Origin of the sequence: Tatumella sp. UBA2305, from assembly GCF_002345795.1 — a bacterium.
Classification (GTDB): Bacteria; Pseudomonadota; Gammaproteobacteria; order Enterobacterales; family Enterobacteriaceae; genus Tatumella; species Tatumella morbirosei.
In genome coordinates, this window is sequence record NZ_DDVT01000026.1 from 80,976 (window position 1) to 96,986 (window position 16,011).

General features: G+C 51.7%; 14 protein-coding genes. 12 read left to right on the forward strand and 2 right to left on the reverse strand.

Annotated features, from left to right (window positions below):
• Positions 1–4: 4 nt before the first annotated feature.
• Complete coding sequence (gene flgL / locus B3Z23_RS18195; protein WP_294912729.1) at positions 5–967, forward strand: flagellar hook-associated protein FlgL; 963 nt, start codon at positions 5–7, stop codon at positions 965–967.
• A 73-nt stretch (positions 968–1,040) separates the two neighbouring features.
• Here flgL and rne read toward each other — a convergent pair whose 3' ends face one another.
• Positions 1,041–4,478 carry a ribonuclease E gene (gene rne, locus B3Z23_RS18200; RefSeq protein ID WP_294912731.1) on the reverse strand — a complete coding sequence of 1,146 codons (3,438 nt, stop codon included), beginning with the start codon at positions 4,476–4,478 and terminating at the stop codon, positions 1,041–1,043.
• Between the two features lie 562 nt (positions 4,479–5,040).
• Between rne and rluC the strand changes: the two genes are divergently transcribed.
• Both rluC and B3Z23_RS18210 read left to right on the forward strand, forming a co-directional pair.
• Complete coding sequence (gene rluC / locus B3Z23_RS18205; RefSeq protein ID WP_294912733.1) at positions 5,041–5,997, forward strand: 23S rRNA pseudouridine(955/2504/2580) synthase RluC; 957 nt, start codon at positions 5,041–5,043, stop codon at positions 5,995–5,997.
• A gap of 148 nt (positions 5,998–6,145) precedes the next feature.
• The gene (locus B3Z23_RS18210; RefSeq protein WP_294912822.1) at positions 6,146–8,176 is read left to right on the forward strand and encodes an alpha-amylase; all 2,031 of its coding nucleotides are present in this window, start codon (positions 6,146–6,148) and stop codon (positions 8,174–8,176) included.
• A 52-nt stretch (positions 8,177–8,228) separates the two neighbouring features.
• On the opposite strand, the gene B3Z23_RS18215 is transcribed toward B3Z23_RS18210, so the two are convergent.
• Complete coding sequence (locus B3Z23_RS18215) at positions 8,229–8,819, reverse strand: Maf family protein (protein WP_294912734.1); 591 nt, start codon at positions 8,817–8,819, stop codon at positions 8,229–8,231.
• Positions 8,820–8,960: 141 nt separating this feature from the next.
• Here B3Z23_RS18215 and yceD point away from each other — a divergent pair, with 141 nt between their 5' ends.
• From yceD to pabC, 9 genes are all read left to right on the forward strand, one after another.
• The gene (yceD, locus tag B3Z23_RS18220) at positions 8,961–9,482 is read left to right on the forward strand and encodes a 23S rRNA accumulation protein YceD (protein ID WP_294912736.1); all 522 of its coding nucleotides are present in this window, start codon (positions 8,961–8,963) and stop codon (positions 9,480–9,482) included.
• Between the two features lie 14 nt (positions 9,483–9,496).
• Positions 9,497–9,667 (forward strand): 50S ribosomal protein L32, encoded by a 171-nt coding sequence (rpmF, locus tag B3Z23_RS18225; RefSeq protein ID WP_025901766.1) that lies wholly within the window; start codon positions 9,497–9,499, stop codon positions 9,665–9,667.
• A gap of 27 nt (positions 9,668–9,694) precedes the next feature.
• A complete protein-coding gene (gene plsX / locus B3Z23_RS18230; RefSeq protein WP_294912738.1) occupies positions 9,695–10,735 on the forward strand; it encodes a phosphate acyltransferase PlsX in 1,041 nt (346 codons plus the stop codon).
• Complete coding sequence (locus B3Z23_RS18235) at positions 10,736–11,689, forward strand: beta-ketoacyl-ACP synthase III (RefSeq protein ID WP_294912740.1); 954 nt, start codon at positions 10,736–10,738, stop codon at positions 11,687–11,689.
• 16 nt (positions 11,690–11,705) lie between these two features.
• Positions 11,706–12,638, forward strand: a complete 933-nt coding sequence (gene fabD, locus B3Z23_RS18240; RefSeq protein ID WP_294912741.1) for an ACP S-malonyltransferase — start codon at positions 11,706–11,708, stop codon at positions 12,636–12,638.
• Positions 12,639–12,648: 10 nt separating this feature from the next.
• The gene (gene fabG, locus B3Z23_RS18245; RefSeq protein WP_294912743.1) at positions 12,649–13,383 is read left to right on the forward strand and encodes a 3-oxoacyl-ACP reductase FabG; all 735 of its coding nucleotides are present in this window, start codon (positions 12,649–12,651) and stop codon (positions 13,381–13,383) included.
• Between the two features lie 153 nt (positions 13,384–13,536).
• Positions 13,537–13,773, forward strand: coding sequence for an acyl carrier protein (gene acpP, locus B3Z23_RS18250; protein ID WP_025901771.1), 237 nt, complete (start codon positions 13,537–13,539; stop codon positions 13,771–13,773).
• An 87-nt stretch (positions 13,774–13,860) separates the two neighbouring features.
• Positions 13,861–15,102 (forward strand): beta-ketoacyl-ACP synthase II, encoded by a 1,242-nt coding sequence (fabF, locus tag B3Z23_RS18255; protein ID WP_294912745.1) that lies wholly within the window; start codon positions 13,861–13,863, stop codon positions 15,100–15,102.
• Between the two features lie 98 nt (positions 15,103–15,200).
• Positions 15,201–16,010 (forward strand): aminodeoxychorismate lyase, encoded by an 810-nt coding sequence (pabC, locus tag B3Z23_RS18260; protein ID WP_294912748.1) that lies wholly within the window; start codon positions 15,201–15,203, stop codon positions 16,008–16,010.
• The last annotated feature ends 1 nt before the right edge of the window (position 16,011 follow it).

A 16,011-nucleotide genomic window follows, 5' to 3' on the forward strand; every position in this document is an offset into this window, starting at 1 on the left:
GAGTATGCGGCTCAGTAACAGTTTTATTTTTGCACGGCAGATGCAGGGGATGAGCAATGCGCAAAACCGCTGGCTGGAGAGCGGAATGCGGATTTCCACAGGCAGAAGGGTCACCAAACCCTCCGATGATCCTATTTCAGCGTCTCAGGCGGTTAACGTATCTCAGACACAAAACAAAGATGCCCAGTTTGCACTGGCGCAGTCCTTCGCTAGTCAGTCCTTGTCTTATGAAGAGAATGCATTAAGCAGTGTCAGTGATTGTATTCAGACAGCGCTGACTCAGGTGATCTACGGTGCCACCGGGACTCTGAATGACGATGATCGGGCCTCAATTGCGACTCAGTTGACAGGAATCCGCAATCAGTTGGTGAATCTGGCTAATACTCAGGATAGCAATGGCCGTTATATTTTTTCCGGGTATAAGACCCAGCAGCCGCCATTTGTAAACGATGGAGGAACAGTCGTTTATCAGGGCGGAGAAGACGCTATCAGCCAGAAAGTCAGCAGCCAGCGAACGATGACTATCGGACATCCTGGTTCTCAGGTATTTATGTCTCTGACCAGTAATGCCACGCCGGAACCTGATGGTTCTGCCAGTGAAACCAGCGTATTTAATATGCTCGATGCTGCTATCCAGGCGCTGAGCGTGCCACAGTCAGGCGCTTCCGACGATACGATTAAGCAGTTTGGTGAAAGCATGGAGAAAGTGAATCGTGGCTTACATAATGCGTTAAATAATGTTCTGAGTGTGCGTTCAGAAATTGGCACCGGACTGGCGGAGCTGGATAAGCTGGACATTCAGGGGCAGGACCGGAGTGTCATTCTCAGTGCTCAGATGAGTCAACTGACCGATGCTGATATTACTCAGTCGATCTCCGATTACACTATGCAGGAAACGGCTCTGCAGGCGTGCTATAAAACATTCAGTACAATGTCTAAGTTATCGCTGTTTCAGCTTAACAGCTAATCGTAAGTCATAAAAAAAACCTGACCGGTAAGAGTCAGGTTTTTTATGGCCGGGGGTGAATACCCCCGGAGTATTACTGCTCTGAGTTACCTGAAGCCTTGGTGACAGGTGCTGTCGCATGATGGCTGGCGGTGTGTCCACCGGCTGCGCCTTTCCCTGCAAAATGATACACCGGACGGACCCAGTCACTGTGACGTGCCGGCTCAGCAACCCATTCAGGGGCCGGAGCCCGGGTCATTGGAGCCGTTGCGTGGAAACGAGGTTTAGTCGCCGGTATTGCCGTTGCTTTGGCGGCCGGCACTGGCTTAGCTTCCTGTGGAGCCGGAGCCGGAGCCGGAGCCGGAGCCGGAGCTTCTGGCTCAGCACTGACCGGGGCCGGAATTTCGGTAACGGCAGAGCTGTCACTTTCAGTCACAGCGGTTGTTGTCTCCGGTTGTGCTTCTGTCTCTTTCGTTTCAGCCACTTGCGGTAAGTTAATCACGTCTTCACGCACAGCTTCTGCCGGAGCCATCGTTTCTGTGGTTTCCGGAGCCGCGACAACCTCAGTCCGCTCAGCCGCTAATGGCTGGCTGGCTTTTTCTGCTTCAGTAACCTCTGTCGTCGCCGGTTCAGAAGTTTCATCCTCAGAAGTTGTTTCCGGGTCAACAACCGGTGCGACAGGAGCTACCGGGGCCTCAGGTGCGGTATCCACAGGAGTCTCCCTTTCCTGAGCCGCAGGGGTTTCAGTCGGAATGGCGGCAGGTTCAGTGGCGACCGGCTTTTCATTCACAGGCGCTTCAGCGACTGCAGGTTCACTCTCCGGTTGTGGTGCAGTGACTTCAGTGGCTGGCGCAGCAGTAGCGACCACCGGCTCAACGGTGGTTTTGTTCAGTGATTGCTCCTGTACTTCCTCAGGCTGAACATATTCATCCTGCTGAACCGGGGCTGAGTAACTGATCCATACTTTACCTGATGCTAATTCCGGAGAGGCAACCGCGGTTTCCAGCGGCATTGCAGACTGTTGCGGATAACGCTCATCACGGTAACGACGACGACGTTGGCCGCTGACACGCAGATGGCGTGGCGACCGACGCGAACGACGAGGAATATTACCGTTGTTCTCTCGATTATCCTGGCCATCATCACGGGTGTTTTCACCGCTAACAGCCTCATCGCTGACCGCTACCGTTTCGACCGGGGCAGCGACTTTAGCAACGTGGGCGTTGTCCTGAGTTTCTTCGATACCATAACGAATTTTCTGGGTCAGGGTACGCTGTTTACGGCGAACGCTGGTCTGTACCGGCTCTTCCGCAACCGCCTCGTTTGGCTGAACCTCTGCAACGGCCGCCGGTTGTTCTGCGGCAGTGGCCTCCTGTTGCTGACGACGCTCTTCCTGGCGACGACGCTGGCGTTCAGCACGCTGCTCACGGCGTTGTTGCTCGCGTTGCTGACGGGCTTCGTCGGTCAGTGACGTATTCTGACGAGCAGTCTGTGACTCTTCACGGTTCTCTGCGGCAGCATTATTCCGGCGGTTATTATTCCGGCGGTTATCCTGACTGTTCGCATTATCGTTAGAACGAGCCTGTCCTGAACGCTCATTACGCTCGTTACGTTCTGAACGCTCGTTACGATCTGAACGTTCGTTACGATCTGCTTTCTGCTCGCTGCGGTCATTACGCTCGTTGCGGTTATTCCGGTTATTACGCCGACGATCATTACGGTTCGCCGTAGAAGAGGTTTCGCTGCCGCGGGCAGGCGTCGCGACTTTAGCAGGCGCTTCGCTGACGGCTTCTTTTTCGGCGCCGCCAAACAGATTTTTCAGGCCTTTCAGCAGACGACTAAAGATACAGTTGCCTTTGGTTGCAGGGGCTTTTTCTGTCACCACAGGTGCGACTGCCGGGGCTTCAGTAATCACCGGAGGTGCTTCGGTCATCGCAAAGGCTGCCAGTGCCGGTTGTTCCGGGCGGCGGCGTTCAGCAGGCTCTTCATCAGAAATGGCAGCAATTTCGATTTCATGCAGTTTCGGCAGGTGATAGCTGAGGGTCTTAGTCTCTTCACCCTTGCGCACACGCAATACTGAATAGTGTGGAGTTTCCATCCGATCATCAGGAACGATAATCGCCCGTACACCTCCCTGACGGGTTTCGATAGCATTAACAGCTTCACGCTTTTCATTGAGCAGGTAAGAGGCAATCTGTACCGGCACAATGGCATGAACTTCTTTGGTATTTTCTTTTAACGCTTCTTCTTCAATCAGACGCAGAATTGACAGTGACAACGATTCATTATCACGGATAGTCCCCGTACCACTACAACGCGGGCAGACGTGATGACTGGACTCACCCAGTGACGGGCTCAGACGCTGACGGGACATTTCAAGTAAGCCGAAGCGTGAAATATGACTGATCTGAATACGGGCCCGATCCTGACGCACTGCTTCACGCAGCCGGTTTTCCACGGCGCGCTGATGACGTACCGGGGTCATATCGATAAAGTCGATAACGATCAGTCCACCCAGGTCACGCAGGCGTAACTGACGGGCAATTTCATCGGCCGCTTCCAGGTTAGTATTAAAAGCGGTTTCCTCGATATCGCCTCCGCGGGTGGCACGGGCGGAGTTAATATCGATGGCAGTCAGCGCTTCGGTACTGTCGATAACAATCGACCCGCCGGAAGGCAGACGGACTTCTCGCTGGAACGCAGATTCAATCTGCGATTCAATCTGATAATGGCTGAACAGCGGGATCTCACCGGTGTACAGTTTGATTTTGCTGCTAAAGTCAGGACGGCCGAGGGCTGCGATATGCTGACGTGCCAGTTCCAGTACTTTTGGGTTATCAATCAGAATTTCACCGATATCCTGACGCAGATAATCGCGGAAGGCGCGGACGATGACATTACTTTCCTGATGGATTAGGAACGGAGCAGGGCGGTTTTCTGCCGCTTTCTGAATAGCTTCCCAGTGTTTCAGACGAAAGCTAAGGTCCCACTGCAATGACTCGGCCGATTTACCTACCCCGGCAGTCCGGACAATCAGTCCCATGCCTTCCGGTAATTGCAGGGAAGAAAGCGCTTCTTTCAATTCAGTGCGGTCATCACCCTCGATACGACGGGAAATTCCTCCTGCCCGTGGGTTATTAGGCATCAGCACCAGATAACTACCAGCCAGACTGATAAAAGTGGTGAGGGCTGCGCCTTTGTTTCCGCGTTCTTCTTTGTCTATCTGGACGATAACTTCCTGACCTTCACGCAACACATCCTTGATATTCGGACGGCCGTGCATGGAATAATTAGCAGGGAAGTACTCGCGGGAGATTTCTTTCAGAGGGAGGAAACCGTGACGTTCAGCACCGTAATCCACAAATGCTGCTTCAAGACTGGGTTCAATACGGGTGATTTTACCTTTATAAATATTTGCCTTTTTCTGTTCATGGCCGGGACTTTCAATATCCAGATCATACAGACGTTGTCCATCTACAAGGGCGACACGCAACTCTTCCTGCTGAGTTGCGTTGATTAACATTCTTTTCATTTTGAGGTACTCGTCATTTTCTCATAAGTGACTCAGCTGCGGGCATCATTGCCCTGGACGACGATTAACCGATGGCTCCGTGGCTTATTGCAATCACGTCAGCCTCACGGCTGTCGATCGCTAAAGGAGCGCAAAAAATGTCGGAGGTGAGGTTTCAGGCAGAAACCGCGACCAGATGAGGAGAAACCCACTATAAAGGCAGTGATACGTACACCCCACTACGTCCAGGCTACAACCCGCAGCCCGCTAAGTGCCTGATTAAACATTACGTCTTATGCCATTGCTGCGTGTCTGTTCAATCCGGCAAAAATTCTTCTTACATGATCTTTTTTCCGGGCTTTCCCGGCAAAGATACCTGAGCATTATTCCATTGCTGATACGAATATAGCAAGGTGACTTTCACTGTAGAGATCACTTTATTTGTTATTTATTTGATCTTCCTGGCAGCAATGTCAGGATATTGCTTAAAAAGCCTGCGCTTTGCCGTCATGACTGCCTGAGGCGTTGTCCGTTTCTACAAATAAGTAGCACCCGGCTGCCAGTCTCTATTACAATCGCACCCATGAAAAATGAGAACCCGGGCGTACAATTTGTCGCCATCACGGCGGAACACGCCGGACAAAGAATTGATAACTTTTTGCGTACCTTTCTGAAAGGGGTACCCAAGAGTATGATCTACCGTATTTTGCGTAAGGGTGAAGTACGGGTTAATAAAAAACGCATTAAACCCGAATATAAGTTGCTGGACGGTGATGAAATTCGGGTGCCGCCGGTCCGTGTCTCTGAAAAAGAGGTGCCAGAGGTATCGCCGAAGCTGGATAAGGTGGCAGAACTGGAACGTGCTGTTATTTATGAAGATGATGCCATTCTTGTGCTTAATAAGCCTTCCGGAACGGCGGTGCACGGTGGCAGCGGTCTGAGCTTTGGGGTGATTGAAGGCTTGCGGGCATTACGTCCCGAGGCTCGTTTCCTGGAGTTGGTTCACCGGCTGGACAGGGATACCTCTGGTGTGCTGCTGGTGGCGAAGAAGCGTTCAGCACTGCGTTCGCTGCATGAGCAGTTGCGTGAAAAAGGGATGCAAAAAGATTATCTGGCCCTGGTCAAAGGTCAGTGGCCATCCCATGTGAAATCGGTTAAGGCACCTTTGCTGAAAAATATTCTGCAAAGTGGAGAGCGGGTGGTGCGGGTGAGTTCCGAAGGTAAGCCTTCCGAAACCCGTTTCAAAGTAGAAGAGCGTTATCAGTTCGCCAGCCTGGTCAAAGCCAGCCCGATCACCGGTCGTACCCATCAGATTAGGGTACATACATTACATGCCGATCACCCAATTGCCTTTGATGATCGCTATGGAGACCGGGCCTTTGATCAGCAGTTGTCTGACACCGGGCTTAACCGTCTGTTCCTGCATGCTGCGGCCCTGACGTTTACTCATCCTTCGACCGGTGAAACTTTGCGCCTGGAAGCGCCAATGGATGAAACTTTGCGCCGCTGCCTGTCACGCCTGCGTCAGCAAAAGGGCTGACTATTTCCCGGAAGGGCCCCTGCCGCCCGGTCATTTGTGATCTTCGACACTCATCCTGCCGGCTCCCCCTGTGAAAAACTCTGTCAGGAGGATGGCGCTGAGTGGCACCTGTGCCACACTGCGCCATCCCTCCCGGGCGGAGACCTTTATGAAACCGTTGCTGTTATCGCTGCTGATATTGCCTGTTCCGGTACTGGCCAGCTGGAGTATCCCCGGTTTCCCTGAGTTTCGGCAAACCTTACCCGGTGTTTATCAAACCGAAGCACATCTGACAAAAGGTTCCCGGCCCTTCACGCTGCAACAGGGTGATCAGTGCTGGCAGCCTGAAACGTCAGTCAGACTTAATGAGAGCCTCTCGCTACATTCCTGCCAGGGCGAGGCCCCTTCATGGCGGTTATATCGTGAGGGTGACTATCAGTTACAACTGGATACCCGCAGTGGAACCCCGACACTGACCATGACTGTACGGCCAATCTCCCCAGAATCATCGGCTGTAGCAGTGGCACGCTGTCCGGTGTGGGATGGCAAGCCTTTACGGGTTGAGGTTAGCAGTACCTTTGTCGAAGGTAGCCGGGTTCGCGAATTTTACAGTGGTATTGTCAGTGTGGTGCATCAGGGGCACATTACGCTACAGCCAGCACCGGAGAGCGGTGGCCTGTTGTTACTGGAATCCGCAGACACTTCGTCGGCGGCCGTCTTTAACTGGCATAACGCCACCGTCTATTTTGTTCTGACCGACAGATTCGTCAATGGTAATCCGGCTAACGATCACAGTTACGGTCGTCAGAATGACAATATGCAGGAGATTGCTACATTCCACGGCGGAGATTTACAGGGCCTGGCCAGTAAACTTGACTATCTGCAACAACTGGGAGTGAATGCGTTATGGGTAAGCTCGCCGCTTGAGCAGATTCATGGCTGGACAGGGGGAGGGACAAAAGGTGATTTTCCACATTATGCTTATCATGGTTACTACACGCTGGACTGGACCCGTCTGGATGCCAATATGGGGACCCGGGCTGATTTAAAGGCGTTGGTCGATGCCGCTCACCAACGGGGGATCCGGGTGGTGTTTGATGTAGTGCTTAATCACTCCGGCTACGCTACCCTTGCCGATATGCAGCAGTTTGGTTTCGGCTCACTCTATCTTTCCACAGAACAGCAGCGTCATATTTTAGGACAAAACTGGACAGACTGGAGGCCTGGTAAAGGTCAGACCTGGCACAGTTATAATGACTATATCAATTACTCTGATAAAGCTGGCTGGGACCGCTGGTGGGGTAAGGCATGGGTCCGGAGTGATATCGGGGACTATGATGCCCCGGGCTATGATGATCACACCATGTCACTGGCCTTTCTGCCGGATATAAAAACAGAATCACCCCAACTGGTAAGTGTGCCCTGGTTTTTACAGCATAAACCTGACAGTGGTGCAAAAACCATTCCGGAGTATACCGTACGTGATTATCTGACTGGCTGGCTTAGCCAGTGGGTCAGGGACTTTGGGATTGACGGATTCAGAGTGGATACGGCCAAACATGTGGAAGGTGCCACGTTAAAGCAGCTTAAACAACAGGCCAGCGCTGCATTGGTTGCCTGGAAACAGCAACATCCCGCCGATAAAATCGATGATGCACCTTTCTGGATGGTGGGTGAAGCCTGGGGGCATGGCGTGATGCGGAGTCTGTACTACGAAAATGGCTTTGATGCCATGATTAATTTTGATTATCAACAGCAGGCAGTAGCAGCGGTCGGTTGTCTGTCGGACATCGACCCGGTCTGGCAACAAATGGCCGGTAAGTTACAAAATTTTAATGTCCTCAGTTATTTATCATCCCATGATACCCGGTTATTCCGTGAGAGGGGACAGCGGGCCGCTGAATTGCTGCTTCTCACCCCGGGGGCTGTACAACTGTTTTATGGTGATGAAACCGCCAGACCTTTTGGTCCCACAGGCTCTGATCCATTACAGGGTACCCGATCACAAATGAACTGGCAGGACGTACAAGGGAAAAGTGCCGCCACCCTGGCGCACTGGCAGAAAATCGGCCAGTTTCGTTCCCGACATCCGGCCATCGGGAGTGGACAGCAAACCCCGCTGTCGCTGGCAGAGGGATATGGCTTCACCCGCCAGCTTGGGAATGACAAGGTAATGGTGGTGTGGGCGGGGCAGCGTTAACTGTCACCTCAGGGGCGGTATCTCTGCCCCTGATCTGCCACCCTCAGTGGATCTACAGACTGGTCAGCGGATCGACTCCGGCCTCGCGCAGAAATCCGCACAGGGCAATTAACGGCAGACCGACCAGAGTGTTAGGGTCGCGTCCCTGTAATGACTCGAACAGAGTAATCCCCAATCCTTCAGACTTAAAACTCCCTGCGCAGTTAAGGGGTTGTTCTCTGGCTATATAGGCCTCAATCTCTTCATCGCGCAGATCACGAAAGGTGACCTGGTAGGTTTCGCAGCATTGCCAGAACTGGCGACGGCGGGCACAGTAGAGCGCCAGTCCGGTATAAAAAGTCACACACTGGCCACTGGCGGCACGCAACTGCTCATGCGCCCTGGCTGCGGTATGAGGTTTACCTAAAAAAGTGCCATTCAGGGCGCCTACCTGATCGGATCCAATAATCAGACTCTGTGGCGCACTGGCTGCCAGAGCCAGCGCTTTTTGTTGTGCCAGCCGGACCACAAGTTGTCCGGCCGTTTCTCCTTGCAGTGGCGTCTCATCAATGTGCGGAGAAGCACAGGTAAAAGGCAGGCCGAGTTTCGCCAGCAAAGCCTGACGAAACGGGGAGGAAGAAGCCAGTAGCATGGGTTGTTTCATATTTTTTTCATAATCTGTAGCGAATTGGACTCAGTCATTTTAAACTATCGCCCGCTACAGATGCGAATATTGGGTGAAAGATGCCGTAATGCGGCCTTTTTCTTTGACTCTATGACATTACAAAGTTAATATGCGCGCCCTATGCAAAAGGTAAAATTACCCCTGACACTGGATCTGCTGCGTTCTGCTCAGAAGCGCCTTGATTATCACGGCGTGTATACTCCTGATATTACGGAACGTATTGCGGCTTCGGTTGTGAGTGTGGACAGTGATGTAGAATGTAACATGTCGTTTGCAATCGACGAACAGCGCCTCGCGGTGCTGCAGGGCACGGCCAGTGTACAGGTCACTCTGAGTTGTCAGCGTTGCAATCAACCTTTTCCACATGCTGTGCACGTAAGCTATACCTTCAGTCCTGTGCGTAATGACGAACAGGCGGAGGCGCTACCGGAAGGTTACGAGCCAGTTGAAGTCGATGAGTATGGCGAAGTCGATTTGCTTGCGGTAATTGAGGATGAAATTATCCTCGCATTGCCAGTCGTTCCGGTGCATGATTCTGAACACTGTGAAGTGTCCGACGCGGATATGGTCTTTGGTGAACTGCCTGCAGAGGCTGAGAAACCAAACCCGTTTGCCGTATTAGCCAGTTTAAAGCGTAAGTAATAGGAGTAAGGTCCATGGCCGTACAACAGAATAAACCCACCCGTTCTAAGCGTGGTATGCGCCGTTCGCACGATGCGCTGACCACTACCACTCTGTCAGTAGATAAAGTTTCAGGCGAAACTCATCTGCGTCACCACATGACTGCCGACGGTTACTACCGTGGTCGTAAGGTCATCACTAAGTAATTTCTTGCTGCGACGCAAGGCGTTACTTTGACACGTTTGACCCTGGCAGTTGATGCTATGGGCGGGGATTTCGGTCCTCCCGTGACGGTGCCTGCTGCATTGCAGGCACTGGCCTCTCACTCGCAACTTGAACTTCTTTTAGTCGGTTTTCCCGACGAAATTCAGCCATTACTCGCCAGAGCAGATTCCTCGGTACATCAGCGGGTGACGATAGTCCCTGCCGAGTCTGTTATTGCCAGTGATGCCGCTCCCCCGGGAGCGATTCGTCATAGTCACGGCTCTTCGATGCGTATCGCGCTGGAGCTGTTGAAAGAGGGACGAGCATCAGCCTGTGTCAGTGCCGGAAATACCGGGGCACTGATGGGGCTGTCGACGTTATTGTTACGTCCCGCCGAGGGCATTCACCGCCCGGCATTAGTGACAGTAGTGCCACATGTTCATCGTGGTCACACTGTGTTACTGGATTTAGGAGCTAATGCCAGTGCTGACAGCACGATGTTAGTACAGTTTGCGGTGATGGGAGCGGTTATGGCCGAGGAAGTGCTGGGAATACCAGCGCCCCGTGTCGCTTTACTTAATATTGGTCAGGAAGCCTGCAAAGGCCCGGAGCATATCCGAAATGCTGCGGTTACACTAAAACAGATGGAACAGTTAAACTATGTTGGCTTTCTTGAAGGTAGTGAATTACTGACTGGTAAGACAGATGTATTAGTTTGTGATGGCTTCGCAGGAAATGTCTCATTAAAAACCATGGAAGGGGTTATAAAAACATTTCTGAACCTGATGACAGGCACGGAACAGACAAAGAAGCGATCATGGTGGCGTCACCTGGTTGTTCGCAGCATGAAGGGACGTCTGATGAAACGTTTTGGTGAAATCGACCCCGATCAGTATAACGGTGCATCCCTGTTGGGATTGCCAGGGATTGTTATTAAGAGTCATGGTGCCGCAAGTGAGCGAGCCTTTGCAGTAGCCATCGAACACGCAATTCAGGCGGTAGTCCAAAATATCCCTGAAAAAATTTCGGTTCGGCTTGATACAGTACTAGCCAGGAGTGACATAGCCTAGATGTTTAGCAAAATTATTGGTACCGGCAGCTATCTGCCAGAACAGGTTCGCACCAATGCTGACCTGGAAAAAATGGTAGACACTTCCGACGAGTGGATTGTAACCCGTACAGGTATTCATGAGCGACGTATTGCGGCTGCCCACGAAACCGTTGCTACTATGGGATTCACTGCCGCGACAAACGCTCTGGAAATGGCAGGGATTACCGCCAATGACATTGGTCTGATTATCGTTGCCACCACCTCTTCCTCACATGCATTCCCGAGTTCAGCGTGTATGATCCAGCAGCAACTGGGAATAAAAGACTGCCCGGCGTTTGACCTGGCGGCGGCCTGTGCCGGATTTACCTATGCCCTGAGCGTGGCTGACCAGTACGTAAAAAGCGGCGCTGTCAAAAATGCGCTGGTGATTGGTTCAGATACGCTGTCACGCACACTGGACCCTAACGATCGCGGTACCATCATTTTATTTGGTGATGGTGCCGGAGCTGTGGTGTTGAGTCAGAGCGAGCAACCTGGCATTATCTCCACCCACCTGCATGCTGATGGTAATTATGGTCAGTTGCTGACGCTGGCTTATCAGGATCGGGAGCATCAGGAAACCCCTTCTTACGTGACTATGGCCGGTAACGAAGTGTTTAAGGTTGCGGTGACCGAACTGGCACACATTGTGGATGAAACCCTGACGGCGAATAATATCGATCGCCAGCAACTGGACTGGCTGGTGCCACATCAGGCCAATTTACGCATCATCAGTGCCACAGCCAAAAAACTGGGCATGGGGATGGATAAAGTGGTTGTCACCCTTGACCGTCACGGGAATACTTCAGCGGCATCAGTGCCTACCGCACTGGATGAAGCGGTACGTGATGGCCGTATTCAACAAGGGCAGTTAGTATTGCTGGAAGCTTTCGGCGGTGGTTTTACCTGGGGCTCAGCGTTAGTCCGTTTTTGATTGACAGGAACTGAAAATGACACAATTTGCAATCGTATTCCCTGGTCAGGGTTCACAGGCTGTAGGCATGCTGGCTGAACTGGCGGCGCAATTCCCGCTAGTCGAACAAACTTTTGCCGAAGCTTCTGCTGCACTGGGTTATGACTTATGGCAATTGGTCCAGCAGGGACCTGCGGAAGAACTGAATAAAACCTGGCAGACTCAGCCGGCATTACTGGCAGCGTCGGTAGCTATTTACCGTGTCTGGTTAGAGCAAGGGGGGGAACAACCTGCACTGCTGGCCGGCCATAGCCTGGGTGAATATTCTGCACTGGTCTGTGCCGGAGTTCTGGATTTTGCAGATGCAGTACGTCTGGTTGAACTACGCGGCAAGTTAATGCAGGAAGCAGTACCGGAAGGTACCGGTGCGATGCAGGCCATTATTGGTCTGGATGATGCAGCTATCCGCCAGGCATGTGAAGAGAGTGCTCAGGGCCAGGTGGTTTCACCGGTGAACTTTAACTCTCCTGGCCAGGTGGTAATCGCCGGTAATAAAGAAGCGGTTGAACGTGCGGGTGCTGCCTGTAAAGCCGCCGGTGCAAAACGTGCACTTCCTCTGCCAGTCAGTGTGCCTTCACACTGTGCACTGATGAAGCCAGCGGCAGAAAAACTGGCAGTCGCGTTGGAAAAACTGACTTTCAACGCTCCGCAGGTGCCAGTGATTAACAATGTAGACGTGAAATGTGAGCAAACACCAGCCGCGATCCGCGATGCGCTGGTTCGCCAGTTATACAGTCCGGTCCGCTGGACTGAAAGTGTTGAGTTTATTGCTTCCCGGGGCGTCAGCCAGTTAGTGGAAGTCGGACCTGGTAAAGTTTTGACCGGGTTAACAAAACGCATTGCAGATTCATTGACTGCGGTAGCAGTGAATGATCCGGCATCTTTAAATGCGGCCCTGACACAAGAATAAGAGGATAATCATGGACTTCAATGGTAAAATCGCCCTGGTGACGGGTGCGAGCCGCGGGATTGGCAAAGCCATCGCCGAAAAACTTGCCGCGCGTGGCGCGACAGTCATCGGTACGGCGACCAGCGACAGAGGGGCTGATGACATCAGCACTTACCTGGGCACCTCAGGCAAGGGTATGACCCTGAATGTGACCGATGCCGATTCTGTGGAAACAGTTTTAAAAAACATCCGTGCAGAATTTGGCGAAATTGATATTTTGGTGAATAATGCCGGAGTTACCCGTGATAATCTGCTGATGCGTATGAAAGATGACGAATGGCAGGATATCCTGGACACCAACCTGACCTCTGTATTCAGGCTGTCCAAAGCAGTGTTGCGTGCTATGATGAAAAAACGCAGCGGAAGAATCATTACCATTGGTTCAGTTGTTGGAACAATGGGTAATGCGGGCCAGGCAAACTATGCAGCAGCAAAAGCAGGTTTGATTGGTTTTAGCAAATCACTGGCGCGCGAAGTTGCGTCACGTGGTATTACTGTAAACGTTGTGGCTCCGGGCTTTATTGAGACGGACATGACGCGAGCACTTAATGAAGAGCAACGTGCCGGTATATTGGCAGAAGTCCCCGCGGGTCGTCTGGGTGGCCCCGGAGATATTGCCAATGCAGTCGCATTTTTGTCCTCAGATGAGGCGGGTTACATCACTGGTGAAACCCTTCATGTGAATGGCGGGATGTACATGGTCTGATAACTGCGAAATTTATTTGCTTTTTTTGTGCAATAAAACGCAAAATAGGGCAAATCGTGGTTTGACCAGACCGGTTTTAGTTGCATCTTTTTCAACATTTTATACACTACGAAAACCGTCGCGAAAGCGAGTTTTGATAGGAAATTAAATAGTATGAGCGATATCGAACAACGCGTTAAGAAAATCATTGCTGAGCAGCTGGGTGTTAAAGAAGATGAAGTGACTAACTCTGCTTCTTTCGTAGAAGACCTGGGTGCCGATTCTCTTGACACCGTTGAGCTGGTGATGGCTCTGGAAGAAGAGTTTGATACTGAGATTCCAGACGAAGAAGCTGAAAAAATCACTACCGTTCAGGCAGCGATCGACTACATCAATAGCCATCAGGGCTAATGAACATCATCAGGCGGTCATTCGACCGCCTGAGTTTTATGTCCGCCCCCTTAGTGTTGTTTTTTTCCCCCTCTTTGGAGGACAAACGTGTCTAAGCGTCGTGTAGTTGTGACTGGTCTTGGCATGCTGTCTCCTGTCGGCAATACCGTAGAGTCTACCTGGAGTGCTCTCCTTGCCGGTCAGAGCGGCATCAGCATGATTGACCACTTTGATACCAGTGCCTATGCAACCCGTTTTGCTGGTCTGGTCAAAGATTTTAATTGTGACGATATCATTTCGCGTAAAGAACAACGCAAAATGGATATCTTCATTCAGTATGGAATTGCGGCGGGCGTTCAGGCAATGCAGGACTCAGGTCTGGTTGTTACTGAAGAGAATGCTACGCGCATCGGAGCAGCTATTGGTTCCGGTATAGGTGGCCTGGGGTTAATTGAAGAGAACCACTCTTCACTCACCAATGGCGGCCCGCGTAAAATCAGTCCGTTTTTTGTGCCATCTACCATTGTTAATATGGTGGCAGGACATCTGACCATTATGTATGGCATCAAAGGTCCGAGTATCAGTATTGCGACTGCCTGTACTTCAGGAGTTCATAATATTGGTCATGCGGCCCGGATGATTGCTTATGACGATGCGGATGTCATGTTGGCCGGGGGTGCCGAAAAAGCCAGTACTCCATTAGGTGTCGGTGGTTTTGGTGCCGCACGGGCGCTTTCGACCCGTAACGATAATCCACAGGGCGCCAGCCGTCCATGGGATAAAGATCGTGACGGTTTTGTACTTGGAGATGGTGCCGGAATTCTGGTGCTGGAAGAGTATGAACATGCCAAAAAGCGTGGCGCAAAAATTTATGCCGAAATTGTTGGTTTCGGTATGAGTAGCGATGCCTATCATATGACATCTCCGCCGGAAGACGGCGCAGGGGCTGCACTGGCTATGGCTAATGCCCTGCGTGATTCAGGCTTGTCAGTTGAGCAGATTGGTTATATCAATGCCCACGGTACATCTACCCCTGCGGGGGATAAAGCCGAGGCGCAGGCCGTGAAATCAATTTTTGGTTCGGTTGCAGATTACGTGATGGTCAGTTCGACGAAGTCGATGACAGGTCATTTGCTGGGTGCGGCGGGTGCAATAGAGTCGATTTTTTCGATTCTTGCGTTGCGTGATCAAGCCGTGCCTCCGACCATAAATCTGGATAATCCGGACGAAGGTTGTGACCTGGACTTCGTTCCTCATACTGCCCGCCAGGTCAGTGGAATGGAATACACACTGTGTAATTCATTCGGATTCGGCGGTACTAACGGTTCGGTGATTTTCCGCAAAATCTGATCCGTCTGTTAACCTGTCAGGCCCGCTTTGCGGGCCTTTTTTTTGCCTTTGGCGCTTGCGGTTATTAACCTGAGTGCCCGGGCTGCAAGGAGAAAACCGTGATACTGGTTGACGGAACTGAAACTGACAACATTTCTGTGACTGACCGGGGGTTACAATTCGGTGATGGCTGTTTTACCACCGCTTTGGTAATCAATGGCCAGGTTGTCAGAATCAATGATCACTTGCTACGTCTACAGGAAGCCTGCCTCAGGCTGGCAATCCCGTTCAGTGACTGGTCAGTGACTGAGCAGGAAATGCAACGTCTGGCGACAGGCCATGCGCGGGGCGTGGTGAAAGTTCTTATCAGCCGTGGATCCGGTGGCCGTGGCTATGCTGTGAGTGGTTGCGACCAGCCACGGCGTATTATCAGCGTCTCTGCTTACCCTGCGCACTATACGCAGTGGCGGCAACAGGGGATTCGACTGGCAACATCCCCTGTCCGCTTAGGGCTGAATCCGGCCCTTGCGGGGATTAAGCATCTTAACCGACTGGAACAGGTGCTGATTCGCCAGTTTATAGACAGTGTCGGAGTTGATGAAGCATTGGTGCTGGATTACCACGGCCGGATTGTCGAATGTTGTACCGCCAATATATTTTGGCGCTGTGGTGAGGAAATATTTACCCCACGACTGGACGAAGCAGGTGTGGACGGTACAATGCGGCGTTATCTTATTCGTCTGCTGACAGCGCAAGGATATGCTGTGCAACAGGTAGCCGCAGATGCCAGCGTTTTACAGGCGGCTGATGAAGTGTTTATTTGCAACTCATTAATGCCGGTTGTACCTGTTATCAGTATTGATGGCAATAATTATGCACCCGGCAGGCTGACACGCAAACTTTCAGAAACAGGGAATACATCAGGGTAAG